This is a genomic window from Halorhodospira sp. 9621, assembly GCF_022228055.1.
Taxonomy (GTDB): domain Bacteria; phylum Pseudomonadota; class Gammaproteobacteria; order Nitrococcales; family Halorhodospiraceae; genus Halorhodospira; species Halorhodospira halophila_A.
In genome coordinates, this window is record NZ_JAJNRD010000002.1 from 104515 (window position 1) to 123710 (window position 19196).

Consider the following 19196-nt stretch of genomic DNA (forward strand, 5'->3'; position numbering starts at 1 on the left):
TCCTCTCCTCCTCAAGCCTCACCGGCTCCCTCCCTCATTCAACGCCGCGGTTGTTGTCCGCCCGCAGCAGCTCGAGGGAGACTTCGATCCTCGTTCGCGCACCCTGGCCCTTCGGCGAATCCATCAGGGTGACGCTCCCGCCGAAACGATCCACCGTGGCGTTGGCCAGCACCAGCCCGATGCCCATGCCCGACGGCTTCGTTGTCTGGACCACCCGGCCGGCATGGCGCACGCGCTCGGAATCGAGGCCGGTGCCCTCGTCGTCGATGACCAGGGTCAGTCTTTCGCCGTCGCTGCTGATCGAGACCTCGACCCCGCTGCGGTGATTCTCCAAAGACGCCTCGGCGGCGTTGTTCAGCAGGTTGAGCAGCGCATGCATGAGGGTCGGATCCTGGCTGATCTCGACGTCCACGAAAGGCTCCTGGTACGTCACGCTCGGCTCGATCTTCGGGTGCATCAGGCGCCAAGTATCCACGATACGCGCCACATGCCGCTGCAGAGAGACCGTGCGCCCGCCCTGATCGCTTCCGGCTGCGCCCGCGTCCTTCAGATCTTCCAGCGTTTCCTTGCACACCGCAAGCTGCGAATGCAGCAGCTCGAGATCCTGCTGCAGCTCGGTATCGTCCCGGCGTTCCTGGCGCAACTCGTCGACGACCATGGACATCGTCGACAACGGCGTGCCCAGCTGATGGGCGGCCCCGGCGGCCACCGTGCCAAGGGCCACGATCTGCTCGTTGCGCAGGGTATGCTCCCGGGCCCTGGAGAGGCGCCAGTCCTGGCGGCGCAGCACCGAAGACATGAAACGGACGAACACCGTGATCATCCATGCAGAGATCACGAAGTTCACCCACATGCCGATCATGTGCAGGTTGAAATCCCCGCCGATGATCGGGTGGGGCCCGTCCATGGGCAGATAGACCGCCAGCAGCAGGCCGTAGAGCACGACGCAGAGGATCGCCACCACCAGCGCCAGATTGGCCGGCATGGCGACGGCGGACAGCGCAACCGGGACGAGGTAGAGGGAGACGAACGGGTTCGAGGGCCCCCCGGTGAGCCCGAGCAGCACCGTCAGTGCCACGACATCGATGAGGACGTTGAACACGACCTCCGACTGGGAGATCTGCTCGGGGGTGTTGCGCAGACGCCAGAAAGCGAAGACGTTCCACGACGCCAGAACGGTGATGGTCAGCAGCAGGGGCACCAGCGGCAGGGTCAGGCCCAGTCCGAAGTGGACGAAGAGGACGGTGATCATCTGCCCTGTGGTGGCGGTGATGCGCATCCACGCCAGGATGCGTACCGCCTGGGCGGGCTCGAAACGCGGCACGCCCTCCTTTCCTGCGGCCATGTTGTTCGCCTTCTGTCGACCCGTCGATGGCGGCTCAGTCTAACAGGTAAGCGCGGTCCACCGGACAGGCCCGCTGCGGTCAGGTCGCGCCGGACGGCCCCTGCGGGGTCGCCGAGCGCATGCGGCCATCGACGCCGCAGACGGCATCACACAGATCGAACACGTGCGGGGCGGCAATCGCGAAGTAGGCCAACGTACCGCAGCTGCGCCGTCGAACCAGCCCGTGCTGGCGCAGCACGGCCAGATGCCGGGAGATGTTCGGCTGCGACGAGCCGGTCAGCGCCACCAGCTCGCCGACGCTCTTCTCGCCGTCGCGCAGGGCGTGGAGCAGCTGCAAGCGCAGCGGCTCGCCCAGAGCCCGGAACTGAGCCGCAATGAACGCCAGGGTCTCCGCGTCCGGTTCCGAATGTGCCATGCCCATGACCTCGCTTTTCGCAGTGCGCCGGCCCGACGCAGGGCCTCATTGATGCGTGAAATCTAATATGCGTATACTCTCATATTACGGCGCTTGAATGCGAGCAGATCGAAAAGGGAGTTCCCGATGGGCGAGAGGCTGGCACGCTGGTGCGTCGACCACCGGCGATGGATCTTCGCGGCGATGGCTCTGCTGGTGGTCACCCTGGGCGCCCTGATCCCGCGCATCCAGATCGATACCGACCCCGAGAACATGCTCCCGGCAGATCAGGCCGACCGCGTGCTCCACGACCAGGTCCAGGAGCAGTTCAACCTTCACGACATGATCGTCGTCGGCCAGGTCAACGACGACCACCCCGAGGGTGTCTTCAACCCGGACTCCCTCGCCGCCCACTACCAGCTCACCCGGGCTATCGAGCAGATCGACGGCGTCGTCCGGCGTGATCTGCTCTCCATGGCCGCCGTGGACAATGTCGAGCAGGCGGCACCGGGGACCATCGACTACGACTGGCTGATCCCGGCGCCACCGGAGAGCCAGGAGGAGGCCGACCGCATCCGCGCCGCCGTGGAGCGGCTGCCCATGTACCAGGGCACGCTCGCCTCCGAGGACGGCACCGCGGCGGGCATATTCGTGCCCATCGAGAGCAAGGATCACAGCCACCGCATCGCCGGCGAGATCCGCGCCGCGGCCGAGGCGATCGGCGTCGAGGACGAACTCCACATTACCGGCCAGCCCGTCGCCCAGGACACCTTCGGCGTGGAGATGTTCCAGCAGATGGCCGTCTCGGCACCGCTGGCCGGGCTGATCATCTTCCTGGTGATGCTCTTCTTCTTCCGCAACATCCCGCTGGTCATCGCCCCCATGCTCCTGGCCCTGACCACGGTCATCGCCACCATGGGGCTGCTCATCGGCACCGGGTTCACGGTGCACATCATGAGCTCGATGATCCCCATCTTCCTCATGCCCATCGCCGTGGTCGCCTCCATCCACGTGCTGTCGAACTTCGCCGACCGCTACCGACCCGGCGATGACCCCCGTGCGGTGATGGCCGGCGTCATGGAGCGACTCTACAAGCCGGTGCTGTTCACCGCCCTGACCACCGGCGTCGGCTTCGCCTCGCTGATGTTCACGCCGATCCCGCCGGTGCAGGTCTTCGGTGGCTTCATCAGCTTCGGTGTGCTGCTCGCCCTGGTGCTGACTCTCACCTTCATCCCGGCCTATGTCGGTAGCCTCTCGCGCAAGAACTTGGACCGCATGGCCGAGCGGGTCCGGCGCCAGCAAAACGACACGGAAGGATCCCGCATGTGCGCGGTGCTCGACGCCACCGGCCGCCTGGCCGTGCGCGGCCGGGCTTGGATCGTCGGCGCACTGGTGGGCCTGGTGGCCATCGCGGTCTTCGGCATCACCCAGATCCAGATCAACGACAATCCAACCCGCTGGTTCAAGGCCAACCACGATATCCGTGTCGCCGACGAGGTCCTCAATGACCGATTCGCCGGGACCTACGAGGCGTACATCCGGCTGCGCCAGACCGGCCTCGAGGAGGTCGCCGAGCGGCTCGATGCCGAGGCGCAGGCGATCCTCGAGGCGGCCGAAGCCGAGGGATACGACCTGGCGGAGCGCTGGGAGCGGCTGCAGGCCGAGACGACCGACGAGGGCCCGATCGGCGACCGCATGGAGGCACTGGCCACCGAGATCGATGACCTGCTCTTCGAGGTGGATCGCGACGAGGCCGAGCACTGGGAGGACCTGCTCGACGCCGTCGAGGCGGCCCGGACCGAGACCCGTGCCTTCCAGAGCCCGGAGCACCTGGGCTGGATCGTCGATCTGCAGGAGCACCTCGTGGGGGCCGGCGTGGTCGGCAAGGCGAACTCGCTGGCCGATCTGGTCCGTACCGTCAACCGGGAGCTGATCAGCGGCGAGCCGGAGGACTACCGCCTGCCCGGGACCTCCGGCGGCGTCTCCCAGGCGATCCTGAGCTTCCAGGGCTCCCACCGCCCCCACGACCTGTGGCGCTTCGTGACCCCGGACTACACCGAGGCCAACGTCTGGCTTCAACTGCCCAGCGGCGACAACCAGGACATGGCCCGGGTGCTCGAGGCCGTGGACCGTTTCGTCGCCGACCAGCCGCCGCCGGAAGGCGTCGAACTGGACTGGGCCGGCGCCACCTACATCAATCTGGTCTGGCAGGGCGAGATGGTTCAGGGGATGCTCTTCGCCCTGCTCTCCGCCTTCGCGGTGGTGCTGGTGATGATGATCGCCCTGTTCCGTTCCCTGACGCTGGGCCTGCTGGCGATGCTCCCGCTGACGGTCACCATCGCCTTCATCTACGGGGTCATGGGGCTAGTGGGCAAGGACTACGATATGCCGGTGGCGGTGCTCTCGTCGCTGTCTATCGGGTTGTCGGTGGACTTCGCCATCCACTTCATCCAGCGCCTGCGCATGGCCCTGGAGCAGACCGGCGAGTGGCGCAGCGCCCTGACCCAGGTCTTCCGCGAGCCAGCCTGCGCCATCACCCGCAACGCCATCGTCATCGCCGTGGGCTTCCTGCCCCTGCTCGCCGCCCCGCTGGTGCCGTACATCACCGTCGGCACCTTCCTGGCCAGCATCATGGCCGCCTCGGCGCTGGTGACCCTGCTGGCGCTGCCGGCCATCATCAGCTTCGCCCCCGGCCTCTTCTTCCCCCGCGCCCGGCAACCGGCGCAACCGCAACAGGAGGTGTAAGCCATGGACCGAACCCTGCACAGCCCCAAGGACTCCGTCCCGGCAGGCAACCCGCGCCGGCGCGGGCGGAACGCGCTGCTCACGACCCTGCTGCTCGCCTTCCCCGGCCTCGGCGCCCTGGCCGCGGAGACGCCGGAGGTGGGGGACATCGTCGAGCGGGCCAACCTCGCCGCCTACTACGCCGGCGAGGACGGCCGGTCCGAGGCGCGCATGCGCATCGTCGACGAACGCGACCGCACCCAGACCCGGCAGTTCACCATCCTGCGCCGGGATGTCGAGGACGGCGGCGATCAGCAGTACCTGGTGGTCTTCAGTCGGCCGTCGGAGTTCCGCGGCGTCGTCTTCCTGGTGGAGAAACACCCCGGCGGTGATGACGACCGCTGGCTCTACCTCCCGGATCAGGACCTGGAGCGGCGCATCGCTCCGGGCGACAAGCGGACCAGCTTCGTCGGCTCCCACGTCTTCTACGAGGACGTCTCCGGCCGCCACCTGGAGGACGACGACCACGAGCTGGTGGAGGTCACCGACGACCATTACAAGGTGCGCTCTACCCCGCGGGATGGCGGGAATGTGGAGTTCGCGGCCTACACCACGTGGATCGACCGCGAGACCTACCTGCCACTGACCACGGAGTACAAGGACGACGATGGCACCGTTTACCGGCGCATCGAGAGCTCCGATGTGGAAGAGATCGACGGCTACCCGACACCGATGCGCATGCGCGTCGAGGACGAGCGCATGGGGGGCCACACCGAGGTCCAGTTCCGCGGCCAGGAGTACGACCTGGGCCTGCCGGAGAGCGTCTTCACCCAACGCAGCCTGCGCAACCCGCCCCGCGACTGGCTGAGGAGGTGAGCGAGGATGAGCCCGGCACACGCGAGAAGCGTCCGTCTCCGCCGACGCCACGCCCTGCCCGGCTGGCTGGCCGGCCTGGCCCTGGCGGCCGGGACCGGCACACCGGCCCTCGCCGACTGGGACGACGACCCGTGGGCCGATGACCCCTGGGAGGAGGAGGAGCAGTGGCTGCCCTTTGAAGTGGACGGTTTCGTGGAGCTCGCCGGCGGCCACCACCTCCGGGACAACCGCCTCCTCGACAAGGACTACAACCTGGCCGAGGCCCGCCTGCGCCTGGAGGCACGGGGCGACTGGCGCCGCTTCGATCTCCGCGTCCGCGGCGACGCCGTTGCCGATCAGGTCACCGAGGAGGTACGCGGGGAACTGCGCGAGGCCCGGGTGGCCTTCCCGCTTGGGCAGCGACTGGACATGCGCGTCGGCCGCCAGGTGCTGGCCTGGGGCACCGGCGACCTGCTCTTCATCAACGACCTCTTCCCCAAGGATTTCAACTCGTTTCTCACCGGCCGCGACGAAGACTATCTGCAGGGCCCGTCCGATGCGGTGCGCGGCACCTGGTACGGCGACAACGTGACCCTCGACCTGGTCTGGACCCCGGTCTTCGAGCCCGACGACTACCCCGACGGGGAGCGGCTGAGCTTTTTCAATCCGTTAGACGGCGAGAGAACGGCAACATCCCCCGCCGCGGACGACCCAGACACGTTCCCCGACGACGGCGAGCTGGCGGCACGGCTGACCCACCGCATCGGCAGCACCGAGCTGGCCGGGTACTTTTACCGCGGCTTCTTCCCGCAGCCGGAGCAGCGGCTCAATGACCGTTTCACCCACGCCCGGCTCAACGCCTACGGCGCCAGCATCCGCGACCGGATCGGGCCGGGCATCGCCAACGCCGAGGTCGGTTACTACGACTCGGTGGACAACCGCGACGGGGAGCGCAGCGGCGACGTGCCCAACTCGGAGGCGCGCCTGCTGCTCGGCTACACGTGGGAGGCGGTCACCAATCTGGACGTAGGCCTGCAGTACTACCTGGAATGGCTGCAGGACCACGACGACCTAGAGGCCCAGTGGCAGGCTGACGACGAACTCCTGCCCGAAGAGTACCGCCAGGTGGTCACCACGCGGCTGACCTACAGCATGTGGCGGGACAACCTGACCTGGTCGCTGTTCGCCTTCTATTCACCGGACGACGCCGATTACTACCTGCGTCCGTCCGTGCGCTACCGCGCCTCGGATGCGCTCACCTACTCCGTGGGCGGGAATCTGTTCGGTGGCGATAACGAGCACACCTTCTACGGCCAGTTCGAGCGGGATTCCAACCTCTACGCCCGGGTGCGCTATCGCTTCTGAACCCTCCCGTGCACTCGCCGGCGTGGCCCGCCCCGCAACCGCGGCGGCCCATGCCGGCGGCTGCGGGGGCTCTACGACTGCTGGCAGAAGAGTTCGTAGAGGCGCTCGAGCAACGCCTCGGTCTCGGGGCTGGCCAGGCGGTAGTAGATGGTTCGCGACTCGCGCCGGGTGGCCACGATCCCCTCCTCGCGCAGGCGCGCCAGCTGCTGGGATAGCGCCGGCTGGCGCATCTTCAGGAGCTGTTCCAGCTCCCCGACGGAGCGCTCGCCGGCGACCAGATGGCAGAGGATCATCAACCTCCGCTCGTTGGCCAGGGCCTTGAGGAAGGTCGCGGCCTCGGCGGCCCGCGAGTCCATCTCCGTCGGGTCCGGGATCACGCCCTCATCGGGGGCGCTGCTCTGGATCTCTGGCTGCACGGTTTCCGTCGACATGGTCGGCTCCGGACTGCTTCGCGAATACAACGCGGCTCTCAGCCGTCAATGACATTGAAATAGTATCCGAGGTGATCCTGCTTTTCGGGATCGTCATCCACAAAGCGCAGGGTCATGCGCAGGATGTCGGTGTCCTGACGCTTCTCGCCCGCCTGCAGGGCGTGGATGTAGGCGTTCATCCGGGATGTCCGCCCGTCCTCCTCGGTGGTGAAATCGAAGGTGGCCTGCTCGAGCAGGGTCGGCATGCGCTCGGGGCGCTTGAAGACCACCACGACCTGGTTGAAATCGATCTCCTTGACCAGGCAGCCGATCGTCCCGCCTGAATGGCGCACTTGGGCGATGACCTTGTCGCGGGGCACCGCACGTTCCTTGCGGGCGCCGCTACCGCCGGCACCGGTCTCCAGCCGTTCAGCGATATTCAGATCCCCGGAAAGCCCCCCGGCGAGCACCGCCGCCGAGTCGCCGCCCTGCACCTGGGTCTCGCCCCCGCCGAGCTTTTTCAACGCCTTGGCGGAGACACCCAGCGACTTGGTCAGTGCACGGGTGACGACTTCGTAGAGCTTTTCGTTGGTAAACGGCTTGACGATGTAGTTGGTGGCGCCACGCTCCACCGCCTGGACCACGTGCTCCCGGTCCCCGCGGCTGGTGATCATCACGAAGGGCACCTCGGCCAGGTTCTCGTCGGCGCGCATCCATTCGAGAACCTCGAGGCCACTCACCTCGGGCATCTCCCAGTCACACAGCACCAGATCAAAGCCGCCCGTGGTCAGCTTCGCCTGCGCCTGCCGTCCATTGGCGGCCTCGTGTACGACGAACCCAGGGTAGCCGAGCTTGACCCCCTTTTTCACCAGATCCCGGGTAAAGGTCGCGTCGTCCACGACCAGGATGTGGAGTTTCTTCGCCATGGCGCCTCCTACGGGTGCCAGGTCAGCTTATCAAATCCCTGACCCTTTTCCGTAGGAGAACGCCTCGCGTCCCAGCTCGATTGCCTGACGCGCTAGCCGAAGACCGCCTCCTGGGAGTAGCCATCCCGCTCCATGAGTTCACGCAGGCGCCGCAGGGCATCGATCTGGATCTGACGGACCCGCTCGCGCGTCACCCCGACCTGCGCGCCCACCTGCTCAAGGGTGTAGCGTTCGTGTCCGTTGAGCCCGAAACGCCGCTCCAGCACGGCGCGCTGCTTGTCGGTGAGGACCGAGAGCCAGTCCTCCAGGTGCTGCATAACCTCGCCATCTTCCAGCGCGCTGTCCGGCACGCTCTGCGTCTCGTCGGGGATGGCATCGAGCAGCACCCGGTCGGAGTCCTTGCCGATGGGGACATCCACCGAGGTGGTCCCCTCGTTGAGGCCGCGCATCCGCCGGACGTCCTCCGCTGAGCGGCCCATGGCCTCGGCGATCTCGTCGACCGTAGGCTCGTGATCCAGTGTCTGCGTCAGCCGCCGCTGGGTGCGCAGGTACTGGTTGATCTCCTTGATGACGTGGATCGGCAACCGGATGGTGCGGGTCTGATTCATGATGCCGCGCTCGATGGTCTGCCGGATCCACCAGGTGGCGTAGGTGGAAAACCGGAACCCGCGCTCGGGATCGAACTTCTCCACGGCACGGATCAGCCCCAGGTTGCCCTCTTCAATGAGGTCGAGGAAGGCGAGCCCGCGGTTCATATAGCGCCGGGCGATCTTGACCACCAGACGGAGATTGCTCTCGATCATGCGAGCCCGGGCCGCCGCGTCGCCCTGCTGGACTCGACGCGCCAACGTGACCTCTTCCTCGGCGGTAAGCAAAGAGGCGTGCCCGATCTCGTTGAGGTAAAGCTGCGTGGCGTCCAGCGCCGTCCGGCACTCGGCACTGGATCGATTCCTGCTGCGAGGCCGGCGTTCCGGCTCGGGCTCGCTGGCCCCATCCATGCCCCCAGGCTGCATCAGCTCCATGGGGTCATCCGTCATCGGGGTATCCTGCTCCGTCTCCGAATCAGCGTACGGGTATACGCTGCCAACCGCGGTATCGAGGGTCATCGCGGACCTCCCAGTGGTCTCTGCAGAACCGCTCGCCGGGCTTCCAAGCCCGGCTCCTTGGGCAGCCGATGGGGGATCGGCTCCTTGTCAACTCCCGGTGCTAGCGCACCGCCCCCAAGAACCCTTTGCCGAGGAGACCTAACCCCTTGTTTTGATGATCGTTATTTGAAACGGAATCAACTCGGCCTATGGTTAAGTTATTACCAAACCATCGCCAGCGCAACAAGAAAAGTGTGAACCGTTAACCCCTTTTCACAAATCGCGCGCAGGCAGGTAATCCTCCGGGTCGACCACCTCTCCGTCGATGCGGATCTCGAAGTGCAGGCTGGCTTCATCAGCCCCAGGGGCTCGCCCCATCTCGGCGATGGGGTCGCCGCCGCTGACCCGCTCGCCCTCCGCCACGTTCAGGGCTCGGTTGTAGCCATAGGCGGACAAGAAGCGGTCATCGTGCATGACGATGACCAGGTTGCCGTAACCACGCAGACCGCTGCCACTGTAGACCACTTCACCACCGGCCGCGGCGCGCACCGTGTCCCCCTCCGAACCGCCGATCTGGATGCCGCTCTTGCCACCGCTGTCGGTGGCGTAGGAGCGCCGCACTTCACCGTCGGCCGGCCAGACCCAGCCGAGTTCGTAGTCCGGCGCATCGTCCGGCGGCGGGGGCGGCTCCCGGGTCGTATCCTCGGTCTGCCCCGGGGCCGTATCCGCTGCGTGCCCTCCCGCAGCACCCTCGTCGCCGGGCGGATTGAGCACTAGGTAAGCCCCGGCCTGGATCTCGTCCGGGTTGGCCAGCTCGTTCCAGCGCTGCAGCTGCTCGACCCGCAGCCCGTGCCGCCAGGCGATGCGGCCGAGCGTATCGCCTGGCTGCACCTCGTAGAGATAGATACGACGGTGTCCATCCTCTTCCCAGTCCCCGTCCCAGAGCGTCGCGCACCCGGGCATCAGCAGGAAGATCAGTGCCCAGGCCAGCGCTCGCGACGGGTTGCCCACCATGGGACGGCTATCCGTATTTGACCCACAGCATTCCGAGCAGCAGCAGGACGACACTGATCCAGCCGATCCGCTCGACGTGGCGCAGGAGCCAGGGCTCAAGCCGGGCTCCTCCCCAGGCTACCAGCCCCGCTACCAGGAAGAACCGTGCCCCACGCCCGAGCAGCGACGCGACCACAAACGGAACCAGGGCAACCCCGGTGGCACCGGCCGCCACGGTAAAGACCTTGTAGGGGATCGGCGAGAAGCCCGCCACCAGCACCACCCAGAAGCCCCAATCCTGGAACCAGTCCACCGCCGTCCGATAGGCCTGCTCGTAGTCGGCAGCCGCGATCCAGGGCTCAACCAGATAGAGGGCGAAGTGGCCCAGGGCGTAGCCGATCAATCCACCGAGCACGGACCCCACCGTGGCGATCAGGGCGAAGGCCGCCGCCCGGTTCGGCCGCGCCAGGGACATCGGCGCGAGCAAGACATCCGGCGGGATCGGAAACACCGACGACTCGGCGACGCTGAGCCCACCCAGGGCCCAGGGGGCCCGGCGGTGACCCGCCCACCGTACCGTCCAGCTGTACAGCGGTCCGAACAGTCGCACTCAGATCCGCCCCTCAAGCATCGGCACGAAAGAGACCCCGGCCGCCCGACGCTGCTCGTACTCGTCGCCACGACGATCCACCACCAGCAGCTCCTGGTAACCGGCCCCGCCAATCGGCGCCACCAGACGTCCCCCGTCGGCAAGCTGCTCAAGCAGCGCCTCCGGTAGCGCCTCCGGCGCCGCGGTCACGATGATGCCGTCGTAGGGGGCGTACTCGGGCCAGCCCTCGTAGCCGTCCCCGTGGCGGAGCTGGCAGTTGAACAGGCGGGCGGTGTGCAGCCGCTCGCGGGCCTTGCGCAACAGCGAGCCGATACGCTCGACGCTGTAGACCCGAGGCACGAGCCGGGCCAGTACCGCCGCCTGGTACCCCGAGCCGGTCCCCACCTCCAGCACGCGCTCCGGCACCCCTTGTTCGAGCAGCAGTTCCGTCATCCGCGCCACCACCCAGGGCTGGGAGATGGTTTGCCCCTCGCCGATGGGCAGCGGGGTGTTTTCGTAGGCGCGGCTCTCCAGGGCCTCGTCCACGAAGAGGTGGCGGGGTACCTCGCGCAGCGCCGCCAGCACCCGTTCATCGTGGATCCCCTGGGCGGCCAGCGCTTCCACCAGCCGGTCCCGGGTCCGCTGAGACGTCATGCCGATACCGGTTGCATTCCGCTCACGCATCACCAGGTCACCCCGTCCAGCCAGCCGCGGACCTGCTCCAGCCCCTGGTGCCGGGTCAGGTCGACCTGAATCGGCGTCACCGAGACGAAGCCGTTGCGCACCGCGTAGAAGTCGGTCCCCGGGCCGGCGTCCTGTTCCGAGCCCGGTGGCCCCACCCAGTAGATGGTGCGACCGCGCGGATCGTGCTGCTTGATCACCGGCTCGGCCCGGTGGCGGCAGCCGAGCCGAGTGGCGTGGAAGCCCTGGATCTCATCCCAGGGCAGATCCGGCACGTTGACGTTGAGGATGCTATCCGGCGGCAGCGGATCATCCTGGATCTGCTCGAGCAGCTTGACGGCCACCCGCGCCGCCGTGTCGTAGTGGACCGGCGCCCAGGTCCCGGCCAGGGAGATGGCCACCGCCGGCAGCCCCAGGTAGCGCCCTTCCATGGCGGCCGCCACCGTGCCGCTGTAGAGCACGTCGTCGCCCAGATTGGCACCGGCATTGATGCCGGAGAAGACCATGTCCGGATCCTCCTCCAGCAGCCCGGTGAGCGCCAGGTGCACACAGTCGGTCGGTGTTCCCTGGACCCGGTAACGGTGGGGCTCGATCTGATTGACCCGGATGGGGTCCTCAAGCGTCAGCGAATTGCTGGCTCCGCTGCGGTCCCGTTCGGGCGCCATCACGGTCACCCGCGCCACGGTGCCGAGCCGTTCGGCCAGGGTCAGGATCCCCTCGGCCTGGTAACCATCATCGTTGCTGATCAGAATGTACATCTCGCTCCTGCAGGCGCAGCCTCGAACACACAGTTGCCGCCAAGATTGGCAGTATAACGTGTCGGGGAGCACCACCGTGGGGTTGGGCATGAGCAACGGGCAAGACGACAGCGGCGACTCCCGCGACCCGGCGGACGAGGCGGCCGTGTTCCGCCGGGCCATGGCCGGCGTGCGCCGTTACGAAAACGACCGGGCCGATACGCGACCGCCTCCCCCGCCGCCCCGCCCTGCCCAGCGTGAAGCCGACGAACGCCGGGTTGTCGAGAGCCTGCTCGATCCCCCGCCCGACCCGGCGGAGGTCGAGACCGGCGAGGAACTGCTCTACTACCGCGCCGGGGTCCAGCGACGCGTGATCCGACAGTTACGCCGGGGGCACTACCCGCCGGCGGCCCAGCTGGATCTGCACGGGCTAACCCGGCGCGAGGCCTACCGTGAGCTGGTGCTCTTCCTAGCGAGCGCCGCTGATCGCGGTTTGCGTTGCGTGCGTATCATCCACGGCAAGGGACGCGGCTCGCGACAGCCGCAACCGGTGCTCAAGGTTTCGGTGGATCAATGGCTGAGGCGCCGCGACGACGTTCTGGCCTTTGCCTCGGCCCCGGAGAGCGATGGCGGCACCGGAGCCGTCTACGTGCTGCTGCGCAACCGGGGCTAGGAGCCGCGTCCCCGGCCGCCGGGGACGCGGGCCTCACTCCTCCGCGGTATCGAGGATCTCAGCGACCACTGTGGTGGCGTAAGCCCCGGCGGTCAGGGTGAACTCAAGCGAGAGGGTATCCGGCGCGGGCCAGTGCCAGGCCAGCCGCCGAGGCATCAGGCGCAGCGGCCGCCGGTCGGCGCGAACGCCCCGCTGGGCGAGCGCGCCGAGCAGCTCTGGCTCTTCGGACAGGACCTCGGACTCGAGGGTGGCCACCTCGCCTCTCGGCCCGTCGCCCTCGACCCCCGGCAACGGCCCAGTGGGGTGGACATCACCCTGGACAACGCGGCGACGCAGCGCGGCGTCAAGCACCTCCACGGGGAAGTGACTGCCGGTGCCATCGAGGGCTGCTCGCTCTCCGGGCCGCACGACATCCCAGCTACCCGCCGCCACTCGCCGCGCCAGCACACGATTGAACAGGTCCGAGCGCACCGCGGAGATCAACAGCCCCCGCACGGTGCGCCCCCGCACCGGCTCGCCATCGAGCAGCCAGGCACGGGCCTGCTGCAGATTGCGGCCCCCGCGCCCGAACCGCTGCGGGCCGAAATAATTGGGCACCCCGCACCGGGCAATGGCCAGCAACCGCCGCTCCACCGCCCGGCGCGGCGCGGACACGTTGCGCATAAGCAGGCTGAAGCGGTTGCCGCTGAGCGCTCCGCGCCGCAGCTTGCGGGCATTGCGTGTGGCGCTGACGACCTCCAGGCCGTCGTCCAGGCAGCCCGGCGCGAGGGCCGGGCATAGCTTCGGCGCGTGAACGGAGAACCACTGCGTGGTGACCGCGTGCCGGTCCTTGAGGCCGGCGAAGCTCACCGCACCCCGCGCCACGCCGGCCTGGGATGCCAGCAGCCGGGCGACCGCCTCGGTGGTCCAGCCCCTCTTGCGAATCTGGAGCAGGCAGTGCTCTCCACCGCCGGAAGGCCGGAACGGGAGGATTTCATCCACCCGGAAGTCCTCGGGACAGGCGCGCAGTCGCGCCGTACCCAGGGGACCGCCGAAGGCCCGGATCAACCCCGCCCCGGGGCCGATTCCACCAGGACAACGGCCATCGCGGCGATCCCCTCGCCACGCCCGGTGAAACCGAGCCGCTCGCTGGTGGTCGCCTTGACGTTGACCGCCCCGGGCGCCAGCTCCATGGCATCCGCCGTGGCCTGCCGCATGGCATCGATGTAGGGGGCCAACTTGGGGGCCTGGGCAATCACGGTGCCATCAACGTTCACCGGCACCCATCCAGCCTCCGCGGCCAACCGCAGCGTCGATGCCAGCAGCCCGGTGCTGTCCGCATCCCGCCAGCGCGGGTCGTCGTCCGGAAAGTGGCGGCCGATATCCCCCAGTCCACACGCTCCGAGCAGGGCATCGGTGACCGCGTGCAAGAGCACATCGCCGTCCGAGTGGGCCTCCAGCCGCTTGTGGTACGGAATGGCCACCCCGCCCAGCCGAAACCCCTCGCCCTTGCCGCCGAAGCGATGAACATCAAAACCCTGCCCGACACGAATCACGCCGTTCGCTCCCTCTCTGTGGCCGCCCGCTGCGCCGCGAGCACGGCGGCAGCCAGATCCAGGTCAGCCTGGTGAGTGATCTTCAGATTGCCGGCCTCGCCGGTCACCAGACGCGGGTGACCGCCGTGCCACTCCACAGCCTGCGCCTCGTCGGTGACGGCGACACCGGCCGCAAGGGCCGCATCCAGTGCCGCGGAAAGACGCTCCAGCGGGAAAAGCTGCGGCGTCTGCGCCTGCCATAGCCCGTCCCGAGAGACGGTGGCATCCACGCACCCCGCGGCGGCACGCTTGAGGGTATCGCGCACGGGGGTCGCCAGCAGCGCCCCATCGGCGGCCGGGCCACCCTCCTCGATCAGCCGGTCCAGCTCCGTCGCGCTGAGACAAGGACGCACGGCATCGTGGACCAGCACGCGGTCCTCCGGCCCGGCGATCCCGCTTAGGTAATCCAGGGCCGCCCGCACCGAATCGCGCCGCTCGGCGCCTCCATCAACACGGTGCACGGGCTTGTCCGGCAGCTCGTCGGCCAGGCCCAGGGCATTCCAGTAGCCGTCGTCGGCAGCCAGCGCCACGACAGCCCCGGCTACCTTTGGGTGCCCGAGCAGGCGCTCCAGGGCCCAGCCGATAACGGGCCGACCCAACAGCGAACGGTACTGCTTGGGGCCATCCCCGCCCCCCATACGCCGACCGACACCCGCCGCCGGTATCACCGCCCAGTAGCGCGCCATCACTCCTCCACGACCTGGTAGAAGACCTCATCCTGACGGATCATGCCGAGCTCATAGCGTGCCCGCTCCTCGAGGGCCTCCGTGCTCTCCTTGAGGTTTTCCACCTCGGCTGCCAGGGCCTCGTTGCGCGCCTCGGCCCGCTCGTTCTCCGCCTGCTGCGCGGCGACTGCGCTGCGCAGCTCAAGCAGGCCGGGGATGCTGGCCTGCCCGAACCAGAGCTGGCCCTGCAGCAGGATCAGCAGCACGCCGAGCAACCCGTTCACCCAACGCATGGCGCCCTCCCGCGACGGCCCCACGCGGTGGTCACCGGCCTACCCCTGCTCGGGGCGGAGCGCGTCGCGACCCACGTAACGGGCATCGTCGCCAAGCTCCTGCTCGATGCGCAGCAGCTGGTTGTACTTGGCCACCCGATCCGAGCGGCACAGCGAACCGGTCTTGATCTGGGTCGCCCGCGTCGCCACGGCCAGATCGGCAATCGCCACATCCTCGGTCTCGCCCGAACGGTGGGAAACCACCGAAGTGTAGCCGGCCTCGTCGGCCATGCGGATCGCCTCCAGCGTCTCGGTCACCGTACCGATCTGATTGAGCTTGATCAGGATCGAGTTGGCGATGCCGCGATCGATCCCCTGGCGCAGGATCTGCGGATTGGTGACGAACAGGTCGTCGCCCACCAGCTGCACCCGGTCCCCGAGGCGCTCGGTTAGGATCTTCCAGCCGTCCCAGTCGGACTCATCCATGCCGTCCTCGATGGAGACGATCGGATACCGGTCGACGAGCTGCGCCAGGTAGTCGGCAAAAGAGGCCGCATCGAAGTCACGACCCTCGGAGGCGAGTCGATAGCGGCCGTTGCTGTGGAGCTCGGAGCTCGCCACGTCGAGAGCCAGGGCCACCTGCTCACCAGGCTGATAGCCGGCGCGCTCCACGGCCTCGATGATGGCCTCCAGCGCCGCCTCGTTGGAGGGCAGATCCGGGGCGAAGCCACCTTCGTCGCCGACGGCCGTGGAGAGTCCGCGCTCGTTGAGGACCTTCTTCAGGGCGTGGAAGATCTCGGCGCCACAGCGCAGGGCCTCGGAGAACCGATCGAACCCGAGGGGCATGATCATGAACTCCTGGATGTCCACGCTGTTGTCGGCGTGCTCACCGCCGTTGAGGATATTCATCATCGGTGCCGGCAACTGAGCCGAGGAGCCCTCCTGCTGGAGGTGGCGGTAAAGGGGCAGTCCGCGGCTGCGCGCCGCCGCCTGGGCCACGGCCATGGACACGGCGAGGATGGCGTTGGCACCGAGGCGGTCCTTGTTGGGGTTGCCGTCAAGCTCGATCAGCTGCCGGTCCAGGGCGGCCTGATCGTCAGCACTGACCCCCTGCAGCGCCTCGCGGATGGTGGTATTGACATGCTCCACCGCGGTGCGCACCCCCTTGCCGTTGTAGCGCGCTCCGCCGTCACGCAGCTCCACCGCCTCACGGCTGCCGGTCGAGGCCCCGGAGGGGACCGCGGCGCGGCCGAAGCTGCCGTCATCCAGCCAGACATCCGCCTCGACGGTGGGGTTGCCGCGGGAGTCCAGTACCTCGCGGCCGATGACACGCTCGATGTTCGCCATGATTCAGTCGCTCCTTCATTGCTCGGCGAATCCCCGCTCCTTGACCACGCGATCCAAGGCGATCAGCGTCTCAAGGAGTTCGCGCATCTGCTCCAGTGGCCACGCATTCGGGCCGTCGGACAGCGCGCGTTCGGGATCCGGATGGGTTTCCATGAACAGCCCCGACACGCCGGCAGCCACCGCGGCCCGCGCGAGCACGGGAACGAACTCCCGCTGGCCGCCCGAGGCGTGACCCTGGCCACCGGGCAACTGCACCGAATGCGTGGCGTCGAAGACCACCGGCGCCTCGGTGTCACGCATCACGGCCAGCGCCCGCATGTCGGAGATCAGGTTGTTGTAGCCGAACGATACCCCGCGCTCGCAGACCAGAATCTGCCGATTGCCGGTGGCGCGCGCCTTGTCGACGACGTGAGCCATATCCCAGGGGGCGAGGAACTGCCCTTTCTTCAGGTTGACCGGGAGCCCGCAGGCGGCCACCCGCTGGATGAAGTTGGTCTGGCGACAGAGAAAGGCCGGGGTCTGGAGGGCATCGACCACGGAGGCGACCTCGTCGAGCGGGGTGTCCTCGTGGACGTCGGTGATCACCGGCACCCCAAGCTCGCCGCGCACCCGCTCAAGTACCCGCAGCCCCGCCTCCATGCCGGGGCCGCGATAGCTCTGGGCCGAGGAGCGGTTGGCCTTGTCAAAGGACGACTTGTAGATCAGCGGGACGCCGAGTTCGCGGCAGAGTTCGCGCAGCTCGTGGGCACTGTCCAGCGCCAGCTGCTCGGACTCGATCACGCAGGGGCCGGCGATCAGGAACAGCGGCTGCTCGAGGCCGGCGCGGAACCCGCAAAGCTCAATGCTGCTCATAATTCAGGGCCTGCGCAGTACCGTCGCGACGGGCCATCGCTGCCCGCACGAAACTGGCGAACAGCGGATGCCCGTCCCGGGGCGTGGAGGTGAATTCCGGATGGAACTGACAGCCGATGAACCAGGGGTGGTCGGGTAGCTCCACGACCTCGACCAGCCGGCCGTCCTGGGACCACCCCGAGAAGCTCAGGCCCGCTTCGGCCAGGCGCTCACGGTAGTGGTTGTTGAATTCGTAACGGTGGCGATGGCGCTCGACAATCCGATCCTTGCCGTAGACCTGATTGATCAGGCTCCCGGCGCCAAGCCGACAGGGCTGCCCGCCCAAGCGCATGGTGCCGCCCAGGTCGTCGGCCTCACCGCGCTGCTCGAGGTCACCGTCGTCGGTCATCCACTCGGTGATCAGACCGATCACCGGATGGTGCGGGTGGCGGATGAACTCGGTGCTGTGGGCGTTCTCCAGCCCCGCCCGGTGCCGTGCATACTCGATGACTGCCAGTTGCATGCCCAGACAGATGCCGAGGTACGGTACCCGATGCTCCCGAGCATAGCGCACGGCCTCGATCTTGCCCTCGATACCACGCTGCCCGAAGCCACCCGGCACTAGGATCGCGTCCGCCCCCTCCAGTGCCGCGCACCCCTCGCGCTCCAGGGACTCCGAGTCGACGTAGCGGATATTCACCCGCTGCCGGGCTTGGATACCGGCGTGACGCAAAGCCTCGTTGAGAGACATGTAGGCGTCGGTCAGGTCGACGTACTTGCCAACCATGGCCACCGTCACCTCGCCCTCCGGGTTGGACATGATTTCCACGACCCGGTGCCAGTCCCCCAGGTTCGCCGGCGGCAGCTCCAAGCCCCACTTCTCGGCGACGATGTGATCCAGCCCCTGCTGATGCAACTCCTCGGGGATCTGATAGATGTTCGGCACATCCAGCGCCGCGATCACCGCGCGCGGATCGACGTTGGTGAACAGGGCGATCTTGCGCCGCTCCTCCTCGGGGATCGGGTGCGCCGCGCGGCAGACCAGGATATCCGGCTGGATGCCGATCGAGCGCAGCTCCTTGACCGAGTGCTGCGTCGGCTTGGTTTTCATCTCCCCGGCGGTGCCGATGAACGGCACCAGGGTCAAATGCATGAACAGGCACCGCTCACGCCCGAGCTCAGTACCCATCTGACGGATCGCCTCGAGGAAGGGCAGCGACTCGATATCGCCCACCGTCCCACCGATCTCGACCAGCGCGACGTCGACATCGTCGGCACCCTCCTGGATGCAGCGCTTGATCTCATCGGTGACGTGGGGGATGACCTGCACAGTACCACCGAGGTAGTCCCCACGGCGCTCCTTGCGGATCACGCTCTCGTAGATCCGGCCCGTCGTGAAGTTGTTGCGGCGACTGACCGGGGCACGCACGAACCGTTCGTAGTGACCCAGATCCAGATCCGTCTCGGCCCCGTCGTCAGTGACGTAGACCTCGCCGTGCTGGAAAGGGCTCATCGTCCCCGGGTCGACATTGATGTACGGGTCGAGCTTGATCAGGGTCACGCTCAGGCCGCGCGCCTGGAGGATGGTCCCCAGGGAGGCGGCCGAGATGCCCTTGCCCAGGGAGGAAACCACGCCACCGGTAATGAATAGATAACGCGTCATGGACAGAGCCAGCCGAGGGAAGGGTGAACCGGGAAACGGAATGGCGGAACCTTACCAGAAGGGGGGT

General features: G+C 67.6%; 20 protein-coding genes. 4 read left to right on the forward strand and 16 right to left on the reverse strand.

Annotation, left to right across the window (positions count from 1 at the left end; genetic code table 11):
- Positions 1 to 34 precede the first annotated feature (34 nt).
- Together LRF89_RS01760 and LRF89_RS01765 are read right to left on the reverse strand one after the other, a co-directional pair.
- The gene (locus LRF89_RS01760) at positions 35 to 1345 is read right to left on the reverse strand and encodes an ATP-binding protein (RefSeq protein WP_201170510.1); all 1311 of its coding nucleotides are present in this window, start codon (positions 1343 to 1345) and stop codon (positions 35 to 37) included.
- Positions 1346 to 1424: 79 nt separating this feature from the next.
- The gene (locus tag LRF89_RS01765; protein ID WP_238636495.1) at positions 1425 to 1760 is read right to left on the reverse strand and encodes an ArsR/SmtB family transcription factor; all 336 of its coding nucleotides are present in this window, start codon (positions 1758 to 1760) and stop codon (positions 1425 to 1427) included.
- Between the two features lie 126 nt (positions 1761 to 1886).
- Here LRF89_RS01765 and LRF89_RS01770 point away from each other — a divergent pair, with 126 nt between their 5' ends.
- The 3 genes from LRF89_RS01770 to LRF89_RS01780 are packed head-to-tail and all read left to right on the forward strand — an operon-like array spanning position 1887 to position 6683.
- Positions 1887 to 4484: an efflux RND transporter permease subunit gene (locus LRF89_RS01770; RefSeq protein WP_238636496.1), complete on the forward strand. Its 2598-nt coding sequence runs from the start codon at positions 1887 to 1889 to the stop codon at positions 4482 to 4484.
- 3 nt (positions 4485 to 4487) lie between these two features.
- A complete protein-coding gene (locus tag LRF89_RS01775; protein WP_238636497.1) occupies positions 4488 to 5339 on the forward strand; it encodes an outer membrane lipoprotein-sorting protein in 852 nt (283 codons plus the stop codon).
- A 6-nt stretch (positions 5340 to 5345) separates the two neighbouring features.
- On the forward strand, positions 5346 to 6683 hold the full coding sequence (locus LRF89_RS01780; protein ID WP_238636498.1) for a hypothetical protein: 1338 nt from the start codon (positions 5346 to 5348) through the stop codon (positions 6681 to 6683).
- Positions 6684 to 6754: 71 nt separating this feature from the next.
- On the opposite strand, the gene LRF89_RS01785 is transcribed toward LRF89_RS01780, so the two are convergent.
- From LRF89_RS01785 to surE, 7 genes are all read right to left on the reverse strand, one after another.
- Entirely contained in the window at positions 6755 to 7114 is a 360-nt protein-coding gene (locus LRF89_RS01785; RefSeq protein WP_201170521.1) for an ArsR/SmtB family transcription factor, read from the reverse strand.
- Positions 7115 to 7152: 38 nt separating this feature from the next.
- Positions 7153 to 8019 (reverse strand): response regulator, encoded by an 867-nt coding sequence (locus tag LRF89_RS01790; protein WP_201170523.1) that lies wholly within the window; start codon positions 8017 to 8019, stop codon positions 7153 to 7155.
- 92 nt (positions 8020 to 8111) lie between these two features.
- Positions 8112 to 9125, reverse strand: coding sequence for an RNA polymerase sigma factor RpoS (rpoS, locus tag LRF89_RS01795; RefSeq protein WP_201242613.1), 1014 nt, complete (start codon positions 9123 to 9125; stop codon positions 8112 to 8114).
- Between the two features lie 252 nt (positions 9126 to 9377).
- The gene (locus LRF89_RS01800) at positions 9378 to 10118 is read right to left on the reverse strand and encodes a peptidoglycan DD-metalloendopeptidase family protein (protein ID WP_238634597.1); all 741 of its coding nucleotides are present in this window, start codon (positions 10116 to 10118) and stop codon (positions 9378 to 9380) included.
- 7 nt (positions 10119 to 10125) lie between these two features.
- Positions 10126 to 10707, reverse strand: coding sequence for a VTT domain-containing protein (locus LRF89_RS01805; protein ID WP_201170527.1), 582 nt, complete (start codon positions 10705 to 10707; stop codon positions 10126 to 10128).
- Positions 10708 to 11370, reverse strand: a complete 663-nt coding sequence (locus tag LRF89_RS01810) for a protein-L-isoaspartate(D-aspartate) O-methyltransferase (RefSeq protein WP_201170528.1) — start codon at positions 11368 to 11370, stop codon at positions 10708 to 10710.
- The gene (gene surE / locus LRF89_RS01815; protein ID WP_201170529.1) at positions 11370 to 12125 is read right to left on the reverse strand and encodes a 5'/3'-nucleotidase SurE; all 756 of its coding nucleotides are present in this window, start codon (positions 12123 to 12125) and stop codon (positions 11370 to 11372) included. The genes LRF89_RS01810 and surE overlap by 1 nt, the downstream gene beginning before the upstream one ends.
- A gap of 88 nt (positions 12126 to 12213) precedes the next feature.
- On the opposite strand from surE, the gene LRF89_RS01820 reads away from it, so the two are divergent.
- On the forward strand, positions 12214 to 12777 hold the full coding sequence (locus LRF89_RS01820; RefSeq protein ID WP_201170531.1) for a Smr/MutS family protein: 564 nt from the start codon (positions 12214 to 12216) through the stop codon (positions 12775 to 12777).
- 33 nt (positions 12778 to 12810) lie between these two features.
- On the opposite strand, the gene truD is transcribed toward LRF89_RS01820, so the two are convergent.
- From truD to LRF89_RS01855, 7 genes are read right to left on the reverse strand one after another with little or no spacing between them, the layout of a single operon-like run.
- Complete coding sequence (gene truD, locus LRF89_RS01825; protein ID WP_274522060.1) at positions 12811 to 13824, reverse strand: tRNA pseudouridine(13) synthase TruD; 1014 nt, start codon at positions 13822 to 13824, stop codon at positions 12811 to 12813.
- Positions 13821 to 14309, reverse strand: a complete 489-nt coding sequence (gene ispF, locus LRF89_RS01830) for a 2-C-methyl-D-erythritol 2,4-cyclodiphosphate synthase (RefSeq protein ID WP_338018474.1) — start codon at positions 14307 to 14309, stop codon at positions 13821 to 13823. Before ispF ends, truD begins: the two co-directional genes overlap by 4 nt.
- Entirely contained in the window at positions 14309 to 15040 is a 732-nt protein-coding gene (gene ispD / locus LRF89_RS01835; protein ID WP_238636500.1) for a 2-C-methyl-D-erythritol 4-phosphate cytidylyltransferase, read from the reverse strand. Before ispD ends, ispF begins: the two co-directional genes overlap by 1 nt.
- Positions 15037 to 15309 (reverse strand): cell division protein FtsB, encoded by a 273-nt coding sequence (ftsB, locus tag LRF89_RS01840; protein ID WP_201170538.1) that lies wholly within the window; start codon positions 15307 to 15309, stop codon positions 15037 to 15039. Before ftsB ends, ispD begins: the two co-directional genes overlap by 4 nt.
- A 39-nt stretch (positions 15310 to 15348) precedes the next feature.
- Entirely contained in the window at positions 15349 to 16635 is a 1287-nt protein-coding gene (gene eno / locus LRF89_RS01845; protein ID WP_238634590.1) for a phosphopyruvate hydratase, read from the reverse strand.
- A gap of 15 nt (positions 16636 to 16650) precedes the next feature.
- Positions 16651 to 17478 (reverse strand): 3-deoxy-8-phosphooctulonate synthase, encoded by an 828-nt coding sequence (gene kdsA / locus LRF89_RS01850; RefSeq protein ID WP_338018511.1) that lies wholly within the window; start codon positions 17476 to 17478, stop codon positions 16651 to 16653.
- The gene (locus tag LRF89_RS01855; protein ID WP_201170544.1) at positions 17474 to 19129 is read right to left on the reverse strand and encodes a CTP synthase; all 1656 of its coding nucleotides are present in this window, start codon (positions 19127 to 19129) and stop codon (positions 17474 to 17476) included. The genes kdsA and LRF89_RS01855 overlap by 5 nt, the downstream gene beginning before the upstream one ends.
- Positions 19130 to 19196: the final 67 nt, after the last annotated feature.